Genomic DNA, 20,010 nt, shown 5'->3' with positions numbered 1-20,010 from the left:
TTGCCCAAAAGAAACGAAGCAAAGAAAAGGGCCGCCTGTCCAATGCTTCAACGCACAACCTTGCGCGCCCCACGCTGGACAGGCATACCTCTCGCGCATTGACTTATTTATTAGTAGTTTATTAAATTCAAAAATTCCGTTAGAGGACTGAACAAGTCCCTTGACTCATTATGGAAAGAGGAGTTGTGCCTCAAATAAACCCCTATTTCGTTTGCTGATACTGCCGATTCAGGTAGTTCTGATGGTACTGTCGCAAACGCTGATCAAGTTGATACCCCGTTTGGTAGCGCTCTCCCATTTTATATCCCCCCGCGTAGAGGTACTGCCACCTAAACTCCTCCGTGGTGCGCAACCTCATTTTTGAGGTCTGCACTATTTTTCCAGGGGGAATGGGAATGGCAAAGTTAAAACCCGCCGTTGCGCCATTTTGAGTGGCAACCACAAAAAGCCCGATTTCTACGTTGGTATATTGACGAATAAAATCAAATCTTCCGCCTTTGTCTCCCCACAAAAACTGGCCTCCCGAAACCTTCAGCAAAAGATCTAATTTGCTGAAACGGTATTCGACATCGGCCAGCAGCAGGAGTTTATCCATTTTTTCGTAATAAAGCCCTCCTCTTGGGTAGTAGTACATCCCCGTCAGCCCTACTTCTAGCCCGTACGACCAAGGAGATTTAAAATCCGTGTGGCGGTACTGAACGTTGACGCCATATTGGTCATTGTGAAAAAGCCCCGCCGACGCACTTACAAAATGATTGTCTTTGGCATAAAACTGATTCAGAAAAACGGGGGCTGGACGAATCATTTTCGGGCGGTTGTCCAAGTCGTTGGACACGGGAAAAAGAATTCCCCAGTTGAGCGCCATGCCCGGCCATAAATACACTTGACTTTGTAAAAGAACACTCGTATTACTCCTGACGGGTTTGGAAAAATTACCAAATTTGGCCCAAAAAACGGGTTGTAACCAAAAATCAAACTTATAATTTCGGCGCTGTAACGAAAAAAAGCCCCATTTTGTCATGGCCGAGCGCTCGGCCTGCGTCAATGCGTTTGCCTCCAACGATGCCCCCATCTTGTAGCGGGCCACCGGAATGCCTTGTATCATCGGAACGTAGGTCAAAAGATGGGCCGAATCATTTACGACCTTTTGTATTCCGTACAACCCAATAAAAGGATTGCGGTACAATCGCTGTTCATACACCACCTGCTGCTTATCGACCTGAACGTTTTCAAAATTCAAACCCTGTCTCCCCTTCCCCTCTTGACCCAAAAGCGGGCCCACGGAAGTAAACACCAATCCAACACCCCAAAAAAATGAATATAAATCTCTTAATTTCAAAGCCTTACTGTTGATTTCCTGACTGATTTATTAAAAAATCATTTCTCACTTTCCTTCCTCAACTGCCGGGGTAGTTTCAATAAATTCACCCCAAATGAAGTCCCAAACATGAACTGATCTCCGTTCAACAAGCCTGCCTGCACCGTCCAGCGTTTAAAGAGCGTGGCATAAGCACCGACATTAATGTTTTGTGAATCATACTCCACCATCAACCCCGCCTGTTTGCGAAAATGCAACACCGCTCCCCCAAAGGGCCCTACCAAATAATTGTTTTTAAAACGCCACTCACTTTTCTTCTGAATGGCAAAATTATTAAGGAAAGTAGAATTAAGATCGGTTGCCAATACTCCGTTATTTCGATAAACAAAATAAGGGCTCCCATAACCCGCACTTACTTCTAAGCTAAACGTGGGGTTAAACGTAAAATTCTTGGTGGCCACCACTACGTGGGTGAGCATGGCCCCGTCAATGGTAAACGGAACGGTCATCACCACCGCCACCGAAGGCCGTTTTTTGGTTTCTTTTAACAACAAATACCGAACATCCATGGAGCGATCCCCAATTCCTTCGCGCACATCCCGAATCTTCGTATCAATCATTTGGAGTAACGTGGCCGTAATCTCCAAACGCGGCAGAATGGCTAAATGCGCAAACCAAATCCGCTCGGGGTTTTTGTTGCGCCCCCTCATCCCGTAGTGAATGGGGTTATAATTGTACCCAAACCGAAACGCCCCATCTTCTAAGGCCACCGCCGAGGGAATATATATAAGCCCTGGTTTGCCCGAGAGATTCGTCTGGGCCACTCCCTTCACCATGAGTAAAACCAAAACAAAGGATAGCGCAAGGCTACCCTTTGTCAGTTGTTTATTCAGTGGATGAAACATCTTAGCCTTGGTTGTGGCAGCTTTGAGCAAGTTCGACTCTGGCAGCATTGGCTTCGCCCAATGCCTTATTATAAGCTGCATTTACCGCTGCCGTGTTGGTGGTACGGGCCGCCTGGGCTGCTGCGGTAGCCGCCGTAGTAACGGAGCTACAAGCTTTTACATCGGCCGACTGCAAGTTGTTGAGCGTGCTCAAATATCCTAAGTAGCTGATGGAGTTCAAGGCTTTCAGCAAAGCATAATCAGCGCCTAATACTGATTGGGCCGCATCCAGTGCCGCATTGGTTTGGTCAAAAATAGTTTGCGCTGCGGTACGTAATGGCGTGTATTTTGCAGGAATACCCGCAGTACAGGTAGCTTCGTTACCCGCCAGAGCCGCAATCACCGTCTGATACGCCTGCTCTACTTTAGCCATTTCTTCGGCCTTGGTACCATCAAGCTTTGCTTTTACGGTGTTAAACGCTTCTTCCGCTTTGGCAATACACTCATCCGACACGGCCAAACCCTCTAAGCCATCCGTTTGCGCAATGGTTTCAGGTACTGAAGCACCAGAACGGCCATTGACCGCCTGTCCATTGACCGAAGGTAAGGTAAATGTAGGCAAATAAGCCCGCAAGGCTGGATTGGCCGACGCTTTGTCGAGCACTGCTTTCAAATCAGTTGGAAGCGCTCCACCTCCTGCTACTGCCGCAATGGTTGCGGGGGTAACCGTGGCCATTGCCGATACTTCAGTGGGAGATAACGCACCTGATACTTCTGCCGCTGAGGTTTTTACCGAAGCAGGCACCACCCCAGTGCTTGCAATGCTACCAATGGCCGTAGCTACTTCAGCCGTTTTAGCGGAGGCTGTCACGGAAGAAGGGGTGGTTGTAACGGGCGTTGGCGCAACAATCGTTACGGGTGCTACTTCGATGTCATTGATTTTTTCAACCAAATCAGCATCGGGCTCCAAGGGATCGCCTTTTTTACAATTGTACATGAGGAGCGTCAAAGCCAGCCCAAATACGAAGAGTGAAAATGTACTTTTTTTCATTGTCATTGAGTGATTAAGTGATATTATTTGTTTTCTGTTTAATTTAACTTCAACCACATCCGTGGCTTGCTCCTCTTTAAATACGCTCTTTTTGATTGATTTTACTGTATAAAATTCCCTAAAAGGCAAGCTATAAAAATTAACGATACCCACTATACGTCAACAGAGTAAGACCTTAAATCTCCTGTGTCCTGAAAGATTTAACTTTTGGACATAATAAGCATACGGAAAAAAGATTTTTCAGAAATCTCGCCTCAAAACAAGGGGAATCAATAGACGGAGAACCGCGTTGGAGTTATGTTTCATAATTTATTAACGTTGAGTACTACATTCATTAACTATAAACCAGAATGAAGGATTGGTGTTTATAGTTAACGATTAAGCTATAACAAATGTACGAAAAAAAACGATAAATAACAACCCAAAATCATCAAAAAACACTAAATAGCTAATAATCAAACCTATAATATTACAATTTATTAGAAAATAACAATCTAATCTTCATTATTTTCAACAAATCCTTCTCGAAAATTGTTATTTTTTACAACAAAAAGCCCAATACTACAAAATTAGATACCTTTTAAATACATATAAGATACCATTAAGAGTAAAATATTTTATACATCTAAACCAGCAGTCATATTACGTATGACTCGGAAACCAACTCAAACGCAATTTTTCACGAAGAACCATAAAAATAAATAGAGAATTCGTTACAAAATAGCGTTTAAAAAGTCGACGAGGCTCTTGTACAAGCCGATACAGCCATTCCAGGCTAGCATCCTGCATCCATTTAGGTGCACGCTTTTGGGTACCCACAAAGACAGGGAATGCCCCTCCTACTCCCACCATTACCGACGAAATTCGTCCTTTCATAGCCGACATCCATTTTTCTTGTTTAGGGCAACCTAACGCAACCAAAACAATCCCAGCACCCGATGCATTAATATCATCAATAATTTTTTTGTCTTCGTCAGCAGTGAGTTTCCTAAATGGTGGGGAATACATTCCTCCAATCTTCAATGAAGGGTAAAGAACAGCACATTTCTCGCGAATTTTTTTTAGCACCTCATCAGTAGAACCATAAAAATAGACTATAACACCCGACTTAGAAGCCTCATTCAGAAGAGCTGGCATCAAGTCCATTCCAGCAACTCGCTCTTGCCGAATACCGTATAAAAAATGTAACGCTAAACAAAGGGGCTTCCCATCAGGAGTAACAATATCAGCTTCTTTGAAAAGTCGTCCAAAAAGAGGATCAAGAATACTTTCTACAATCATGTGAACATTTGCCACAAATACAGTACTTGATACCCTATTTTGTCCTAATAATAGAATAGCCTTAACAAATTCAGGATAACTAGCAGATGAAATCCCATATTGAAACAGTGCTGTCTTGTTCATAACTTTCATTTATATTTTTAAAGGCTTATTGTTATTTTTATACATCAAAATATTTCTGCCACGTATCGTTGATAAGGCAAACAAGTTTGTGAACATATTTTACCTTCTATATTATAAAGCTTCAAAGTATAGTATATATAAAAACCAACAATTTACACATATAAACAGTCTTAAAAAGTGGTTGTTAGTCCATTATTTTATTTGTTTATATATTATATTCAAGTTTTCAATATATTCATTTACATCATATTTATCCTTAATAGTTTTTGATGCATTAATAGAAAGTACATTATACAACATTGTGTCTGATAAGATGCGCTTTAATTTTTTATACAAATCAAGAGCGTCAAATTTATTAACCATTAAACCATTAACTTCATGTTCAATAATGTACGCCATAGAAGCATCATTTGTCACAACTGGAACTACACCCGCTGCCATAGTTTCTAAGAGAGCCATTGGCAGCCCTTCACCATATCTTGAAGGTAATAAAAAAAAATCAGAATCGGCAATCGCCTTCATTTTATCATTACCTGAAACCACTCCTCGATATTCAAAATCGTCACCTAATAGTTCCTGGCACTCATCCACACAATATGCTCTCAAAGGGCCATCGCCGCAAAGTACAAATCGAAAATTAAGCTCCTGCTTTAAAATTCGAAAAGCAGCAACAATATCTTCTATACCTTTACTCTCATGTATACGGCCCATAAACAACAGAACTGGTTTATGATCATCTTTATTTTTGGATATTGCCGAATAAAGCGAAGAATCGATGCTATTCAACAACACTAAGGAGTCTCTAAAGTTATAATGTTTCGCAATAGCTTCATTCTCTAGTCCGCTGAGTACCACAACAACTTTACTGTGTCTAAACAGTTGTTTAGCGATAAAGCGATAAAATAGATTTTCTGGAGGATTCATTAAGTAAACTCCACCATGTACGTGTAACAATACAGGTACACGTACCAAATAACACCAAAAATTAATGATTGATTCTCTTAATAGTCCTTTTGTATTAAATGGGAGATTTTGATGAACAAGCTGTATTTCATTTTTCTTAACAAAAAAGGGGAAAATAAATAGCTGTTCAAGTATGGTGTAAAACCATTTTAATTTGCCCATAGGGCTATCGGGACGCCCTAATAAATAATGAAAATACTTGTGTAGACAATTATGCTCTATAATAGTATTGACCACCGTAGCAACGCCGCTTACATTTTTTTTTACATCCAAGCTTGGTGCAGTTATAAGTATATTCATGATGGTATTTTTTTACTTAGCTAACTGGTAACCTTCGTTAAAGAATTATTTATTAAAATCCTAAATTTAACAAGTACTAAGATAATGTATGTTAAAACTGATCGGGGAGAAAGAAATATTAATGAATACTTTAATTGTAACCCTAAAAAATCAAATATAATAGTACCTAAATCAGATATAAGGTTATAAGAGTAAAACAACTTCCTTTTTATCAATGCCTTTTTATATTTTCTATAATCAGGATTGCTGTTGATATAATCCTCAACAATTACGGTTGCGTAAATTTGGTCTAAAGTTGATTTAATTCCAGAATTTCGCGTAAGGCTGCTTTCGGTAATCTTATAATTATAATGATAATTATAAAGGTCAATAGTCGCAATTTTATTGGTTGATAACAGCAATTTCACACAAACAATGTAGTCCTCTCCATGGTTAATGCCAACAGGAAAAGAAATTCCAAAATTTAGAAACAAACTTCTCCTTATAAAAAGTTTCCATACAACGCCCCACTCATTAGACAATACAGCTTTTATAAATTTTTCACGGCTAGGATATTGACAGATTATTTTCTTACTTTTATTTTCTAAATCCATAATAAAGTTGCTACCCAGAATATCCAGATTACTATGTGTTGCATAATTGTAAAGTTCGCTAAACATATCTCCTTCAATCCAATCATCGCTGTCTATAAATTGAATAAACTCTCCAACTGAGTGATCGATGCCAAATTGCCTAGTATAGCTTATCCCTTTATTTGTTTGGTGTAACACTCTTATCCTTGAATCTCTTTTTGCAAATTCATCGCACATTTCACCAGAGCGATCAGTACTTCCATCATTAATTAGTATAATTTCTAAATCTTTAAAGGGTTGCTCAATTATACTATTGATGCATCTTTCTAAAAAGTATTGTGCATTGTATACAGGAACAATGATTGAAATTTTAGGGATATTCATACTTTTAGAAAATATTTATTCAATTATCAATTCTAAATTTTTTATTTTCTCTACTCAAAAATGAGGTTATTTTAAATACCAAAAGCAAAATTTTTTTATTTAAAACCTTTTTAATAAAACTCTTAACTGTTCCTTTATTTTCAACATCAATCCATGAACCCGCATACATATGTGAACAGTAGGATTTTTTATTTTGTATTATACCCAGCTGATTTCTTGAATTAAAAAAATGAAAATTAAACACATTTAACGTGTCATTTTTAAAAGCGAATTCAGAAGTGTCATTAATTTTCTTAAATTTTAGTTTTCCCTTTAGACATAGATAAAATATTGCAGGCAATGGCAACATTTCAAACGAGCCATCAGGTTTAACAAAGTCTTTTTCTATGTAGTAATCCAAACACATCTTTATCCAGCTATTTCCTTTCTCTGCACCGATTATAGCAGGCTCAAAATAATGAGTATAATCTTCGCCAATAAAATAGGGAAGCTCTAATAATGGGTTAAAAGATTTATAAACAAAAACATCTGAATCTAAGTATATACCACCATAATGATATAATGCATATAATCGGATAAAATCAGCAGCAAATGCATATTTCTTCACTCCATAGGATTGCATTACCCACCTAGAATTTAACTGTTCTAGATCTTTATGAGTCCACGTCCTTATTTCATAATCACTTAAATATTCAGACCAAGTTGATAAACATTTTTTTATATCATCAGGATAAGGGTCACCTGACAACCAGCAAAGGTGTATTACTTTGGGAATCATATTTTAAAATTAGAATCATTATTACTAAATTAGATAGTGTAACTGATCCACCTGCTAATGATATACTGGAAAGAATAGAAATAGCTGATGGGGTAAATAGTATAATTTTTTGATGTCTAGTTAACCCCTTAGAAATTCTGGAGAAAAAGGTAATATACGTAACAACCAAAATAAGTGTCATTATCAACCCAATTCGAAAAAGATAGTCTATTATAGGATTCTCAATTATTATCTCATCGCCTTTATTGCCAACAGTTTTTATTGTTCTACTCAGAAAAGAATTATCCGGCCCCCACAAAAAATCATTGAGATCAAAAAAGTCGAATACCCGAAATACTGTGGTACGAGTTTTTGAACTATTATCCCCAAACATCTCAAGCATCCTCGTTCCGATACCTAATTCACTTATTCCATAATAAACAAGGATCGTAAAGCCTACTCCCATTGAGATTCCTGCCAATACTTTCTTTATACTAAAATGGTCAAAATAATAACACAGAAAACCCACTCCTGTTAATAAGGTAGCAGTTCGTGCATTAAAACACATCATACTAATAAGCACAAAAAAAGTAACATATATTTTTTTTGTGCTGGATACAGATTTCATTGCTAAAAATGCCGTATATATTAGTAAAACAAACTGGGCGCTACTCAATGGATGTCCAAATAAACCATTGCTTCTAAATTGCGACTCATTGTATAAGTCAGTACCAATAATTGAGTCATCCTTAATTGTGATTAGTTTGAATCTAAAGATTCGTTCAATGTAACTTTCAATAATCAATGCAACAAAGAATACCAGAATTATTGTGAGAACAGTTTTGTATGTTTTATAATTTACACTATTGTTCAGGGATAAATATACCACAAGTGGCAGCAATAGGGCATTTATATATCCAATTAGGTATAAATCCTTTCCAAACAGGAAGGAATAAACAAAAATTGAAAGAACTGCATAAAACACCCTCATCTCATTCTTATACACTTTTACATTATTTAGGGTAAATAAGTAAATAATTAAAATGAATAGTGCAGAATGTATCCACACAGTAAGCCCAAGGAAACTAAAAAGTAGTGGCTGTAAAAATATTGATAAAATTCCAACTATTAATATTATTCTCATTTTTCGAGCTTTATTAATTTTTTTTTACAAGTTCCCCCATAGTCAATAAACTTCATCTTTATTAATTTAACAAAGAGAAATAAATTTTAAAAAAATACCTTAAAATAGCTTGCCATTTGCAGCCTCTATCAATTACTTCTCAATACTTCATTAAGTTTTACTATTAGTTTAAGAATTTCTATTGTAATTTAGTAGGCAATCAATATTTACATACTATTAGCGATTTCATTTCAATGAATCTAGCAGAAACTTGTATGATTCTTTTCTTACACTTTCTAATTTAATATTGGCTTCATAATAATCAATCTCTTTAAAAACAGGCGAAGTGTCAATTGATATTAGTCTATCAGAAAGGCCAAGATTTTGCAATAATGAACCCGACCTGCTGTCGGCACCATCATGAAGGCTTATTGTATAAAATGGTCTGTTAAATATTGAAGCAAATACGGTTCCATGGAAAGAGGTTGTAACAACACAATCTGCATATTTAATCCACCCCAGAAATTCTTCAACCGAAGCTGATTGATACTTATACTTTTTGATTTTCCAGTCTACATTGGCAGCTAGTTGTATAACTACACCACCAATTTGTTTAGCAACATCATTAGCAATCTTTAAGGTTGCCTCATTAACCCGAACTTGATAAACCAAAACGTATTTTTGCTTTATTTTAGGCTTAACCGCAATTTTTCCCCACTCATTACTTTCCAGCAATAAAGTTGGGTCAAGAACAGTTGTAATTGGCTTAGCACTAAGCGGTTGTAGTAAATTTTGTAGTTGAAACTCCCTTACACCTATTGAATCAAAATTTTTTAATGCATTTGCAAAAAATTCTTTTTGCTGGTCTGAAAGCTCAATAGCTTCCATACTTGCAGCATAAGCTATCTTTTTTGAGCCTTCTTTAGCCGCAAAGTCACCAAAAAAAACTTTATCAAAGCCATTTGTAATTTTTGGATTCCAAATTTGGTCACTTCCAAAAATATAAGCATCATAACTTGGAGGAATGGTACTTGAAACACTTTTAGATAGTCGAAGCTTTTTACTTATAAAGTTGTTGAACCTTGAATATCTAATTGCAAGCCTGCGAAATGTCATTATTTCACCCAATAATCTTTTGGCTGTTTTTATAGGGTTTTTATAAAAAACCCTTGTAGAATCAATTAGTTTATATGGCGATACGATATATTCGGGTCTATAATCTATTATTTCAACCTCATGCCCTAAAGATTTTAAATATTCCTGAGTCCCATAAGCCTGAAGAACCGCTCCGTAGTTATGGGCAGCATGAAATGTCAAAACACCAATTTTCATATTTATCTTGTATTTAATACTAGCGCCCAAAAATTTTCTTAATCCCTTTTAAATTGCTATTACCAACAAATTGTTTCAGGGTTTCCTTTGCTTTCTCTTTTACGTCGATTTCAATATTCATCATAGCTTTCAAAGCTTCAGCTTCTTCTTCGCTATTTGTAAATACTTCAAACAATATGGATTTTTCAGTAACCTTATTTACCAAGAACTTATCCACAACTTCATCAAATCCATCCTTACTTTCAGCAGATAGATAATCAAATCCCAAGTCTTCAGCATAATGCTTGGCCAGTTGCCTTGATTTATTGCCAAAATGCCCAGCAGCTGCTACAAACTCGTCAGCTTCATCTCCCAAACCAGATGCATGGTGCTTATATTGCCTAAACTCGGTCCCCTTACCATTATTTACCAAAAGAATGCGAAGATTATTACCTACACTCCTATTACCCAACACGTTCATATCATAGAAAAATGCTAAATCACCAATTACACAAAAATATAGCTTATTTCTGTTAGCAAAAGAAGCGCCTATCAAACTCGAAAGCCCCCCGTCTATTCCAAAGCCGCCCACATTTGAAGCTGACCGAACCGAAAGAGGCAATTCAAAGAAATTCCATGAACGTAGGCTATTCAGAATACCAAAATGTATTGTAGAGCCATCAGGTATACGGTGTGCCATTTTTGAGGCCAACCATATATTTGAAAAAGGCAGTTCTGGTATTTTTCCAGATAATTCATCAAACTTTGATTTACAATTTTTCAAATATTGATCTTTTGGTACCTCAACACTATTTGTGTAATACTCAAAGAATTGCTGTTCTGACATTTCAAAAACATACCTCAATTTTTTATAGGTATCCCGAAGCTCACCGTCGTCACTTACTCTCCAAATTTGTTTGCTCTTTACGGCCATATTATAATAATCTCCTGTAATTTCACCAATACTGATAACAATATCAGGAGCAAGTGAGGAATCAAAACTATGTTGACATCCAAGTAAAGAAGATAATACTCTGTATCTTCCCTTATAGCCGCTGGTATGGTCACAAAGTACTACAGCATCATTTGCAGCACAAAAAGCATCTAAAATCCTCGCTTCATTTTTACTAAAACTGCTATGAGAGCCGATAAAAACGGCAACTCTGCCACCTAGTTTGGGGAAAATATGCCCATTAGTAATTCGCTCAATTTTTTTTACCGAAGGAAGTTCGGTAACACTAAATAACTTATTATAAGTTGTTGGCAAATTAATATGTACTGGCCCCCCTCCGCGTCGGCTTAGCTCTAATATCGCCTTATTTACTTTTATCTCACAATCCCAAAAGTCATCATCATCTTTAACAATAGGCAACGCCACACTAAAATTAACAACATCATTTGGTAACGAACTTCTGTCAATAACCTGTGCAACATGATGCCCCACTTTTGAAACTGCCTGTGATGAAGTAATTGCCAATATTGGAAGTTTACGGTAATAGGCTTCTGTCAATCCTGGTAAATAGTTTCTTGAAGCAGTTGCGCCTGTACAGCTTATTACCACTGGCTCACCTGACTCATCAGCTAATCCACAGGCTAAGTAAGCGGCAGACCGTTCATCAACTGAAGGATACATTTCAAAATAGGGGTCATTTTGCAGACTTATCACAAATGACATATTTGTAGTACCTGGAGAAGCTATTATCTTTTTTATACCATACCTCTTTAATAATGCAACTAATATTTGCACATTTTTTTCGTCTGAATAATGATTAGCCATAGTATTTTAATTTTTAATGTATCTGTGTATTAAATAGCTTATCTTTTGTTTATATCCAGCAATTTCTCTCAAAGGTGTATGCTCCTTTGTATGCTTATCTTTTATTGCCTCAAGCTTCCAGTTTATGGTGTCAAATTTCCCATAGGATAAAAAGTCAGTTAGGCAATTTCGCAATCCCTCTTCAACGGGCTTAAATGTTGTAATATCAATAAATCTATTTATTTTAGTATTGTTAAATTGTCTATTATAAAGTCTGTCATAAATTATCTGGTAATTAGATGAATGAATTTTTTTAAATTCACCTAATTCATTAAGTAAAACTTTAGGGCGAAACCCTAAATTGTTTTCTAAAACATTTAAGTAAATACCCAATACATCACTCCATCTAATATCCTGACTTGAAGTAATGTGAAAAACTTCACCCAATGCACGTGCTTCTCCAATGATGCTTACAATACCTTTAGATACATCCAACCCATAAGTTAATGTGCTTACCCTATCATTTATATCTTTAGAGAACACAATTGTTCTACCTTTTACAGCCCTGTACAGCCAAGACTCTTTTTCAAGTACACCCAGTTGTAACCTGTTCTCACTATAAGTTATATATGGACGAATAATAGTCCAATTACTTTGTCCGGAGCTTTCCAAAATATTCTCCTGCCGGGCTTTTGTTAAAGCGTATTCATCAGATCTTAGATATTTTTCATCTTTTGAAACATCTAGTAACCTATCAGACGCCTCAATTATAGGGCTTTCAGAATTAGCATATACACGAGCAGAACTTAAATAAATATATTGACCAGTTGCGCTTAGTAATAAATTTACCCTACTCTTAAATTCTGCAGTAGTATAAACCATAAAATCAACAATCGCATCCCACTCCTGTTGTAAATGCGTTTCCAGAAAATCTATATCACGGGCATTCCCCTGTAAATAATGCACATTACCTCTAGACTGCTTTTTAGATCTTGTTGTAACAAAAATTTCATTATTCTCTTTTCCAAGAAGTTCAACCAAATGAATTCCCATGGCCCCAGTTCCACCCAAGATCAATATTTTCATAAGGGATTTAATTTATATTTCTTTAAAATCTTGTTTTCAAATATTTCCTTAATTTTTTTTCTCATTTCCTTATCTAAGCCAATGAAATACATACTTAATGAAGAAAAAATAATACTAAAAAAAATATTAATAAACGAAAAAAGAAAACCAATAGGTAACATCCATTTTATTAAATAAGAAAACGTTATTGATACTATTGAAACCAGTAGTATAGGCAACAATACTTTCATAGAAAATGATCCTAAAGGCAAAGCAATTAACCCTCCTACAATTATTAAACGAACCACAAGCATTAGCAAATTTGCTACTATAGCCACTATAAAAACAGAAGCAGCATTACCACCCATCATAAGAATAATCCATGACGCAATAAATATTCCTATTTGAATGGTTCCAAGAGCAAGTTCATATCCCCTCATTTTCCCTGGTGCCCTGGCAGCAGTTGCTATTGGTAAACTAATAGACATAATTACCGATTCAATTAATGCTAATCGGGTAAATAACACCGAATATTCTGGAGGCTCTTTAAGCCATAGTTTTAATATTGTATCCATTTCAAGATAAAATGGCAACGCAAATATCCACATTAAAAAGAAGGTAATTTTTGAGCCATTAAATAACAAAGCAAACATTTCCTGCTTGTTTCCTGAAGCATAAGCTTTAATTAAAGGTGGATAAAGCCCAGTATTGAAGTTATTAGAAAATAAATTAATTTGAGAAGTTATATTAACTGCTATTGAGCGTGCTGCAACAGTAATAGGGTTAAAAAACTGATTAACCAAAATAGTTATAGCCTGATTTCGTCCTACAGTTGTTATTTGGCCAAACAACGTCCAGCCCGTAAAGCCGAGAACCTCTCGAAAAATATTTTTATCCCAGTAAAACTTATTGAACTGACATTCTTGATATTTATATATACATATAAAAAAATAGCAAGTAAAATTGATGAGTGATACAACTAAAAGTAAAATACTATAGAGCTGTAGTTTATCAAAGTCCACATAAACAAGCAAGAACACTACGCATAACTTTAGAGAGGTTTCTAAAATTGACATATATGCATAGATATGCATGTCTTCATGTGCAATAATAATAGATGTTAACGGTGTAGTAACAATAGTTGCAACAAAAGTAAATACAGAAAAATGATATATATAAAGTATAGTTTCAAATCTTTCATTAGGCAACTTTAAATAATTTTTTACAAACCAAAGCCCAACAGTATCCAAAAGAATAAATGCAATAAAAGCAATTGATATATATATTGTGAGGTTTACTGTAAAAGTTTTCTTTAGCCGTTCCAAATCATTCTGCCCCAATGCAAAAGAAAAAAAACGTTGTGTTGCTGATGCCATAGAGCCACTTAGAAAGGAAAAAAATGATACAATTCCTCCAACAACATTATAAATACCATAATCTTCAACACCAAGTACGTCTAAGACTATTCTTACGGTAAAAAGACTAACAATTAATACTAATACCTGCCGGAGATATAGCATTAGAGTATTTTTCGCAATTTTTTTGGTATGGTTTCCCGTTAAACTCAATTACTTATCAATATTAAAACTGTTATATATAACTATATATTACACGAAACTCTACCCCACCAAATGTTCTGCCTGTACGACCAAGGTTTGGCTAATGATTTTGAGGTCGGATTTTACCATTTCAGCACATAAAGCCGCCACATCGTACTGGGGCTTCCAGCCTAATCTAGTTTTTGATTTAGTAGGATCGCCAATCAACAAGTCTACTTCAGTAGGGCGATAATACTTGGGATCTATACGTACTACTACTTTACCTATTTCCAGTTGGTATTCAGGGTTGTTGCAGACCACAACTTTGGCAGTTTCGTTTTCCGCTACTCCTTCAAAAGCCAGCTCTATTCCTACTTCAGCAAAAGCCATTTTCACAAAATCACGGATATAGGTGGTAACACCAGTGGCGATCACATAATCTTCGGGCTGATCTTGCTGTAAAATTCGCCACATTGCTTCTACGTAGTCTTTGGCATGTCCCCAGTCACGTTGAGCGTTCAGGTTTCCAAGATATAGACATTCTTGTTTACCCAAAGCTATGGCCGCAGTGGCCATAGTTATTTTACGGGTCACAAAGGTTTCACCTCTTCTTGGAGACTCGTGGTTAAATAAAATACCGTTGCAGGCATACATATTATAGGCTTCGCGGTAGTTTTTGGTAATCCAGAATCCGTAAATTTTGGCTACACCATAGGGAGACCTGGGATAGAAGGGGGAATTCTCATCGTAAAACCCTGCAGCGTTTTTATTTTCTTCCAATCCGCCATACAGTTCAGAGGTAGAAGCCTGATAAATACGGGTTTTCTTTTCCAACCCTAAAATCCTTACGGCTTCCAGTATCCTTAAAGTACCCAGCCCATCTACATTGCCAACATATTCTGGTGAGTCGAAACTTACCTTTACATGACTCATGGCACCCAAATTGTAAATTTCATCGGGTTGTACTTCCTGAATAATGCGAATCAGGTTGGTCGAATCCGTTAAATCGCCATAATGGAGCTTAAAGTCTACATGCTGCTCATGTTGGTCAATGTAGAGATGGTCAATACGGTGCGTGTTGAAAGAGGAAGCACGGCGTTTGATACCATGCACCGTATACCCTTTTTCTAATAAAAGCTCGGCTAAATAGGAGCCATCTTGACCGGTTACGCCCGTGATGAGGGCTACTTTATTTGTCATAACGTTGAGTAATAAATATCAAACAAATTTTGCGCTTTTTCAGCACAAGAAATTCAAAATCAAGAATGATTCAGAAAAGCAGCTTGTCATTAATTAGCAATAAAAGGACAAGTTTTATCTAATCATTTGTGCATTTTTTATAATTTAACAAAAACTTAAAATAATCCTAAAAGCAAAAAGATTACTATAATTTTTGTACTTTTTTTAGCTACTTTGTCGCTTATCTTCCACTAAAGTACAAAAAAAAGGAATAATGACAAATACTTATCTAAAAAAATTACAAATCATTTACTTTCTTTTTGGTATACTTGACAGAGAAAAGATTGATTTGTACTATTTTAATATTCATACAAGGTGAATCACGCAAAGTCACTAAGGAGCAAAGGTTTTATTTGACATAAATGTATATTTGCATCTCATCCCCAAGTTGAATCACGCAAAGTCGCTAAGGAGCAAAGGTTTTATTTCATGTTTCTTTGTGTCTTTGCTCCTTTGCGTGAGAAAAATCAAGCTTTGTTCAACACCCGTTTCCAGAGGGGTTTGGGGGTATCGCCGTAGTAACCCTGTCCGTACCCGTAACCATAACCGTAACCGTAGCCATAGCCGTAACCATAGCCTCCCGAACCTTTTACCCCGTTGTAAATGATGGCCATAGAAGGCATCTTCTGCTCACGGTAGAGGATGGCCAAAGGCCCCAAGGCAAATTTGGGCGTTTTTTCGTGGCGAATGATGTAAAGGGTCGCGTCCACCAAAGGGGCAATCAGTAAGGCGTCGGTCACCAGACCGTTGGGCGAGCAGTCAATAAAGATGTACTCATAACGGCTTTCCAGCTCCAGCATCAAATCGGCCATTTTCGAACTGCCAATCAATTCAGCGGGATTGGGAGGAATGGGCCCACTCGGAATAAAGCTGAGGTTCTCAATCTTGGTCTCAAAACTTACATCCTCTACCTTCTTTTTGCCAATCAGGTAATTGACCAAACCCACTTCATTGTTCATGGCCAGGTATTCGTGCAATTTGGGTTTACGAATATCGGCGTTGACCAAAACCACTTTGTGCCCCGCTTTTGCCAAGCTTGATGCCAAGTTAAGCGCCACAAAGCTTTTCCCTTCGCCGGAGATGGTGGAGGTAATCAGGATTTTCTTAGATGCTTTTTCGGTCTTCAACAAATAGCTCAGGTTGGTGCGTAGGGTACGAAACTGCTCGATGATGATATTGCGGCTATTGGTATCCAACAAAGGCCCCTCCACGTTTTTGGGCTTTTGGGCCACTTCGCCCAAAATCGGAATTCCTTTCACCTTGTCTTCAATTTCAATGCGGGACTCAATCTTGTCGTTGAGCATACTACGCACGTTGATGAAAGCAAACGGAATTCCTAACCCCGCCAACAGAGCAATCAGGTACACAATGTTTCCTTTGGGTTTCACGGGCGATGGCGTGCTGTAAGGTTCATCTACCACCCGGCTGTCGGTCACGGTTGAGGCGTAGGAAATGGCGGTTTCTTCGCGTTTTTCCAACAAAAGCAGGTACAGGCTTTCTTTGATTCCCTGCTGCCGCTTAATATTCACAAACTCCCGTTCTTTCCGCGGAATGGTACGGATAGACGACTCAAAACGCGTATTCAGGTTTTGCAGGCTGTTGCGGGTAATGATCAGGCCCTGCTTTTGGTTCATGATGTTTTCCCGAATGGCCGCTTTGGTATTGGCGATTTGGGTCGTTACCGTTTCCAACAGGGGGTTGCTAGCTTGCGTGGTGCGGGCGTATTTTTCGCGTTGGTTGTCGAGCTCGTTTAATTTAGAGAGCAGGCCCGTCAGTACGGGGTCGGTCACCATCAACGTAGCGGGGGCAATCCCCAATTGGCTGCTTTTGAGGTAGGCATCCACCCCCTCAAGTATTTTCAACTGAATGTCTACCTCATTGAGCTTGCCGTCGTTTTCTTTCACTTTCTCCAAAAACAGGTTGGCTTCTGCGCTCAAATCAGTGATTCCCTGGCTACTTTTATAGACTTCTACGTCTTTTTCTACGTCACCCAATTCCCCCGTAATGAGCCGCAGGCGATCATCGATGAAGGTCATGGTATTGGTGGCTTCGCGGTTTTTGTCGGTCAGGGCCGAATAGGTGTACGCGTCCAGTAGCTTGGCTAAAATCGCCCGTCCTTTATTGGGTAAGGGGTCTTCTATAGTAAGCTTTAGAACTGTACTTTTTTGGTTAAGTAATTCAACTTGAAGCAGTTCCTGATAGTACTGAATCAGGGATTCTTTATGGGCAAAACGAATCTGAATCAGGTCGTTGTCTTTACGGTACAGAGAATCTACCAAATAGACCCGAAACTGTCCAAATTCACTTTTTACATTTTGACTAAAGGTATACTGTCCTTTGGCCGCCCCGCCTTCGTCCTGTAATTCAAACTGATTGCGGTTGATGACTTTGATCCATAGTGGGTCTTTGTAAGCGGCCTCGGTGAGTTCTCCCGCCTGTACCCAAATCGGAGAGGTGCCAAATATTTCAACCGTGGGACGAATATCCCCTTTTTCAAAATAAGAAACCATCAAGTTTAGGTCGGTCACGACCCGTTCCAACAACGCCCGTGATTTCAAGACTTCCACTTCGTTTTCCACGAGTTTGTTGCCTGAGAAAAGCTCCAAATCTTTCAGCGCATCCATGCCCCCTAGGCCGCCTTTCTTCTCATCCTTGATGAGCAAAACGGCACTGGTACTGTAAATAGGCGTGGCATAACGCAGGTAGAAAAACGCCCCCAGCACCGCAAGCGCCACCGAGAGCACAAACCAGTACCAGTAACGAAGGTATTTGCCGATAACCAACTTCAGGTTAAATTCTTCCTCCCGTTCTTCCCAAAACTTTGATTCGTTATTCGTCATTTTTATTTCTTTTTCGTTGAGTATTCGATTGCTGTTAGGAGCTCATGGCTTCGGAATATCCCAGTTAGTAACCTTCACTGGTCTCCGTATGTTATTCTATTTCAACAAGTTCAAAATCACCACAATCGTGGTAGCAATGCCCGTGAAAATGGGGATGAGTTGCAATTGCTGAACGCGTTGGTCGGTAAATGTTACTTTCCCTTTACTTACATCCACATAAATCACGTCGTTGTTGCGTAGATAGTAGTAAGGTGAGTTAAAAAACTCTCGCGAGGTGAGGTCAATGCGTACCACTTCACGCTTATCTTTTTCAGTCCTAATCAACATGACGTTTTTACGCATACCATAAATGGTTAAATCTCCCACCATACCAAGAGCCTCTGGCAAGGAAGTGTGGTCATCAAGAAGGCTTATGACTGATGGACGATTAACCTCCCCAATGACAGTAAACTTATGGTTTAAGTACCGCACGTTTACTGTAGGCTCTTTTAAATAATTGAGTAGTCTTAGTTTGATACTATCACCTGCTTGTGCAAGATTCAAACCCATAACCTTGACTTTTCCCACCAACGGCATTTCAATTTGTCCTGTTGAGTCCACTAAGTAGCCTAAGGGTTGACGTCCTGTTTGCCCACCTCCTATTACTCCTGGATACACCGTCGTATTGAGGGCGTTGATGTTGGGGAAATTAAACACTACATTGGATTCTTCGCTCAAACTACTTACGGTCACGGCGAGGATATCATCGGGCTGAATGCGGGTTACCTGCGGGGTAATGGGCGGAAGTACCTGATAAGGCAGTGTATCTGCGCTTTGGAAATAGGTAATCTTGCGCGTATCTACGGTCACACAGGAAGTAAAAAACGTTGAGCTGATTATACCAAGGCAAATGCTCCAACCGCCCAGTATTTTAAAAAATTTACGCATGTATAGTTTGTATTATTTCAATAAATTTTCATAACAATCTCATGAAACCAAGTAACAACCCTGCACCAAAATGCACGGAATACTTTGTTCAGCCCCCTAGAAACTATTGGACTACCTGATTGAAAACAGTACGGATAGAAAAAAGCACAAATAGCCCTAAAAAGCTAATTTTAGCTTGTTTTCGTTCGATTTTGCGAAAGAACGTTTTAAAATACCCGTAAAGAACAAATGAATGATTTTAACGAAAGAAGTAGGGAAGTCGCCTTTGCTGGAAAGAGCGAGTGTGAAAGGACTAGAAATACTTTTCATAACGTTTAATTTTACCATAACAAGAGTGGAAGTACTTAATAGTAAAAAACAAATATGGACAAATATACGCTTATGTCAAGCAACAATGGTAAAAATATTTAAAAAATTTACCGAATGAAGGTCAAGTGCCCCCCAAATACGTATATTGAATATCCCAAAAAGTAAAGCAAAATGGGCTTCTGCGCTTCTATTGAAGGGGTTTTCTGGAAACACAATTTATTTACTAATCCGAATGGTATCTTTTTGAAATTTTGAAGCAAAATCGGCAT

15 protein-coding genes are annotated in these 20,010 nt (G+C 37.9%); all 15 read right to left on the bottom strand.

What is annotated here, in order from left to right; translation table 11 throughout:
- Positions 1-202 precede the first annotated feature (202 nt).
- A complete protein-coding gene (locus NCI00_RS06390; RefSeq protein WP_253526142.1) occupies positions 203-1,339 on the bottom strand; it encodes a YjbH domain-containing protein in 1,137 nt (378 codons plus the stop codon).
- Between the two features lie 38 nt (positions 1,340-1,377).
- Positions 1,378-2,223 (bottom strand): YjbH domain-containing protein, encoded by an 846-nt coding sequence (locus NCI00_RS06385; RefSeq protein ID WP_253526141.1) that lies wholly within the window; start codon positions 2,221-2,223, stop codon positions 1,378-1,380.
- Position 2,224: 1 nt separating this feature from the next.
- Positions 2,225-3,253, bottom strand: coding sequence for a hypothetical protein (locus NCI00_RS06380; RefSeq protein WP_253526140.1), 1,029 nt, complete (start codon positions 3,251-3,253; stop codon positions 2,225-2,227).
- Between the two features lie 642 nt (positions 3,254-3,895).
- On the bottom strand, positions 3,896-4,657 hold the full coding sequence (locus tag NCI00_RS06375) for a WecB/TagA/CpsF family glycosyltransferase (protein WP_253526139.1): 762 nt from the start codon (positions 4,655-4,657) through the stop codon (positions 3,896-3,898).
- 192 nt (positions 4,658-4,849) lie between these two features.
- Positions 4,850-5,920, bottom strand: a complete 1,071-nt coding sequence (locus NCI00_RS06370; RefSeq protein ID WP_253526138.1) for a glycosyltransferase family 4 protein — start codon at positions 5,918-5,920, stop codon at positions 4,850-4,852.
- Positions 5,921-5,940: 20 nt separating this feature from the next.
- Entirely contained in the window at positions 5,941-6,876 is a 936-nt protein-coding gene (locus NCI00_RS06365; RefSeq protein ID WP_253526136.1) for a glycosyltransferase, read from the bottom strand.
- Between the two features lie 19 nt (positions 6,877-6,895).
- Positions 6,896-7,654 (bottom strand): glycosyltransferase family 32 protein, encoded by a 759-nt coding sequence (locus NCI00_RS06360; RefSeq protein WP_253526134.1) that lies wholly within the window; start codon positions 7,652-7,654, stop codon positions 6,896-6,898.
- Entirely contained in the window at positions 7,614-8,777 is a 1,164-nt protein-coding gene (locus NCI00_RS06355; protein ID WP_253526133.1) for a hypothetical protein, read from the bottom strand. The genes NCI00_RS06360 and NCI00_RS06355 overlap by 41 nt, the downstream gene beginning before the upstream one ends.
- A 225-nt stretch (positions 8,778-9,002) precedes the next feature.
- Positions 9,003-10,088, bottom strand: coding sequence for a polysaccharide pyruvyl transferase family protein (locus NCI00_RS06350; RefSeq protein WP_253526132.1), 1,086 nt, complete (start codon positions 10,086-10,088; stop codon positions 9,003-9,005).
- 19 nt (positions 10,089-10,107) lie between these two features.
- Positions 10,108-11,844: a thiamine pyrophosphate-binding protein gene (locus NCI00_RS06345; protein ID WP_253526131.1), complete on the bottom strand. Its 1,737-nt coding sequence runs from the start codon at positions 11,842-11,844 to the stop codon at positions 10,108-10,110.
- Positions 11,845-11,850: 6 nt separating this feature from the next.
- Positions 11,851-12,909: an NAD-dependent epimerase/dehydratase family protein gene (locus tag NCI00_RS06340; RefSeq protein ID WP_253526130.1), complete on the bottom strand. Its 1,059-nt coding sequence runs from the start codon at positions 12,907-12,909 to the stop codon at positions 11,851-11,853.
- The gene (locus NCI00_RS06335; RefSeq protein WP_253526129.1) at positions 12,906-14,456 is read right to left on the bottom strand and encodes a lipopolysaccharide biosynthesis protein; all 1,551 of its coding nucleotides are present in this window, start codon (positions 14,454-14,456) and stop codon (positions 12,906-12,908) included. The genes NCI00_RS06340 and NCI00_RS06335 overlap by 4 nt, the downstream gene beginning before the upstream one ends.
- 51 nt (positions 14,457-14,507) lie before the next feature.
- Positions 14,508-15,626, bottom strand: coding sequence for a GDP-mannose 4,6-dehydratase (gene gmd, locus NCI00_RS06330; RefSeq protein ID WP_253526128.1), 1,119 nt, complete (start codon positions 15,624-15,626; stop codon positions 14,508-14,510).
- A gap of 506 nt (positions 15,627-16,132) precedes the next feature.
- Positions 16,133-18,505, bottom strand: a complete 2,373-nt coding sequence (locus tag NCI00_RS06325) for a GumC family protein (protein ID WP_253526126.1) — start codon at positions 18,503-18,505, stop codon at positions 16,133-16,135.
- Between the two features lie 96 nt (positions 18,506-18,601).
- The gene (locus tag NCI00_RS06320; RefSeq protein ID WP_253526124.1) at positions 18,602-19,432 is read right to left on the bottom strand and encodes a polysaccharide biosynthesis/export family protein; all 831 of its coding nucleotides are present in this window, start codon (positions 19,430-19,432) and stop codon (positions 18,602-18,604) included.
- Positions 19,433-20,010 lie beyond the last annotated feature (578 nt).

Origin of the sequence: Runella salmonicolor (genome assembly GCF_024158025.1) — a bacterium.
GTDB classification, from domain to species: Bacteria; Bacteroidota; Bacteroidia; order Cytophagales; family Spirosomataceae; genus Runella; species Runella salmonicolor.
This window is presented reverse-complemented; position numbering and strand designations above follow the sequence as displayed.

Excerpts from the sequence above, each read along its gene's own strand:
- NCI00_RS06385 (WP_253526141.1), bottom strand. The coding sequence starts at position 2,223 with ATGTTTCATCCACTGAATAAACAACTGACAAAGGGTAGCCTTGCGCTA.
- NCI00_RS06380 (WP_253526140.1), bottom strand. The coding sequence starts at position 3,253 with ATGAAAAAAAGTACATTTTCACTCTTCGTATTTGGGCTGGCTTTGACG.
- NCI00_RS06375 (WP_253526139.1), bottom strand. The coding sequence starts at position 4,657 with ATGAACAAGACAGCACTGTTTCAATATGGGATTTCATCTGCTAGTTAT.
- NCI00_RS06370 (WP_253526138.1), bottom strand. The coding sequence starts at position 5,920 with ATGAATATACTTATAACTGCACCAAGCTTGGATGTAAAAAAAAATGTA.
- NCI00_RS06365 (WP_253526136.1), bottom strand. The coding sequence starts at position 6,876 with ATGAATATCCCTAAAATTTCAATCATTGTTCCTGTATACAATGCACAA.
- NCI00_RS06360 (WP_253526134.1), bottom strand. The coding sequence starts at position 7,654 with ATGATTCCCAAAGTAATACACCTTTGCTGGTTGTCAGGTGACCCTTAT.
- NCI00_RS06355 (WP_253526133.1), bottom strand. The coding sequence starts at position 8,777 with ATGAGAATAATATTAATAGTTGGAATTTTATCAATATTTTTACAGCCA.
- NCI00_RS06350 (WP_253526132.1), bottom strand. The coding sequence starts at position 10,088 with ATGAAAATTGGTGTTTTGACATTTCATGCTGCCCATAACTACGGAGCG.
- NCI00_RS06345 (WP_253526131.1), bottom strand. The coding sequence starts at position 11,844 with ATGGCTAATCATTATTCAGACGAAAAAAATGTGCAAATATTAGTTGCA.
- NCI00_RS06340 (WP_253526130.1), bottom strand. The coding sequence starts at position 12,909 with ATGAAAATATTGATCTTGGGTGGAACTGGGGCCATGGGAATTCATTTG.
- gmd (WP_253526128.1), bottom strand. The coding sequence starts at position 15,626 with ATGACAAATAAAGTAGCCCTCATCACGGGCGTAACCGGTCAAGATGGC.
- NCI00_RS06325 (WP_253526126.1), bottom strand. The coding sequence starts at position 18,505 with ATGACGAATAACGAATCAAAGTTTTGGGAAGAACGGGAGGAAGAATTT.
- NCI00_RS06320 (WP_253526124.1), bottom strand. The coding sequence starts at position 19,432 with ATGCGTAAATTTTTTAAAATACTGGGCGGTTGGAGCATTTGCCTTGGT.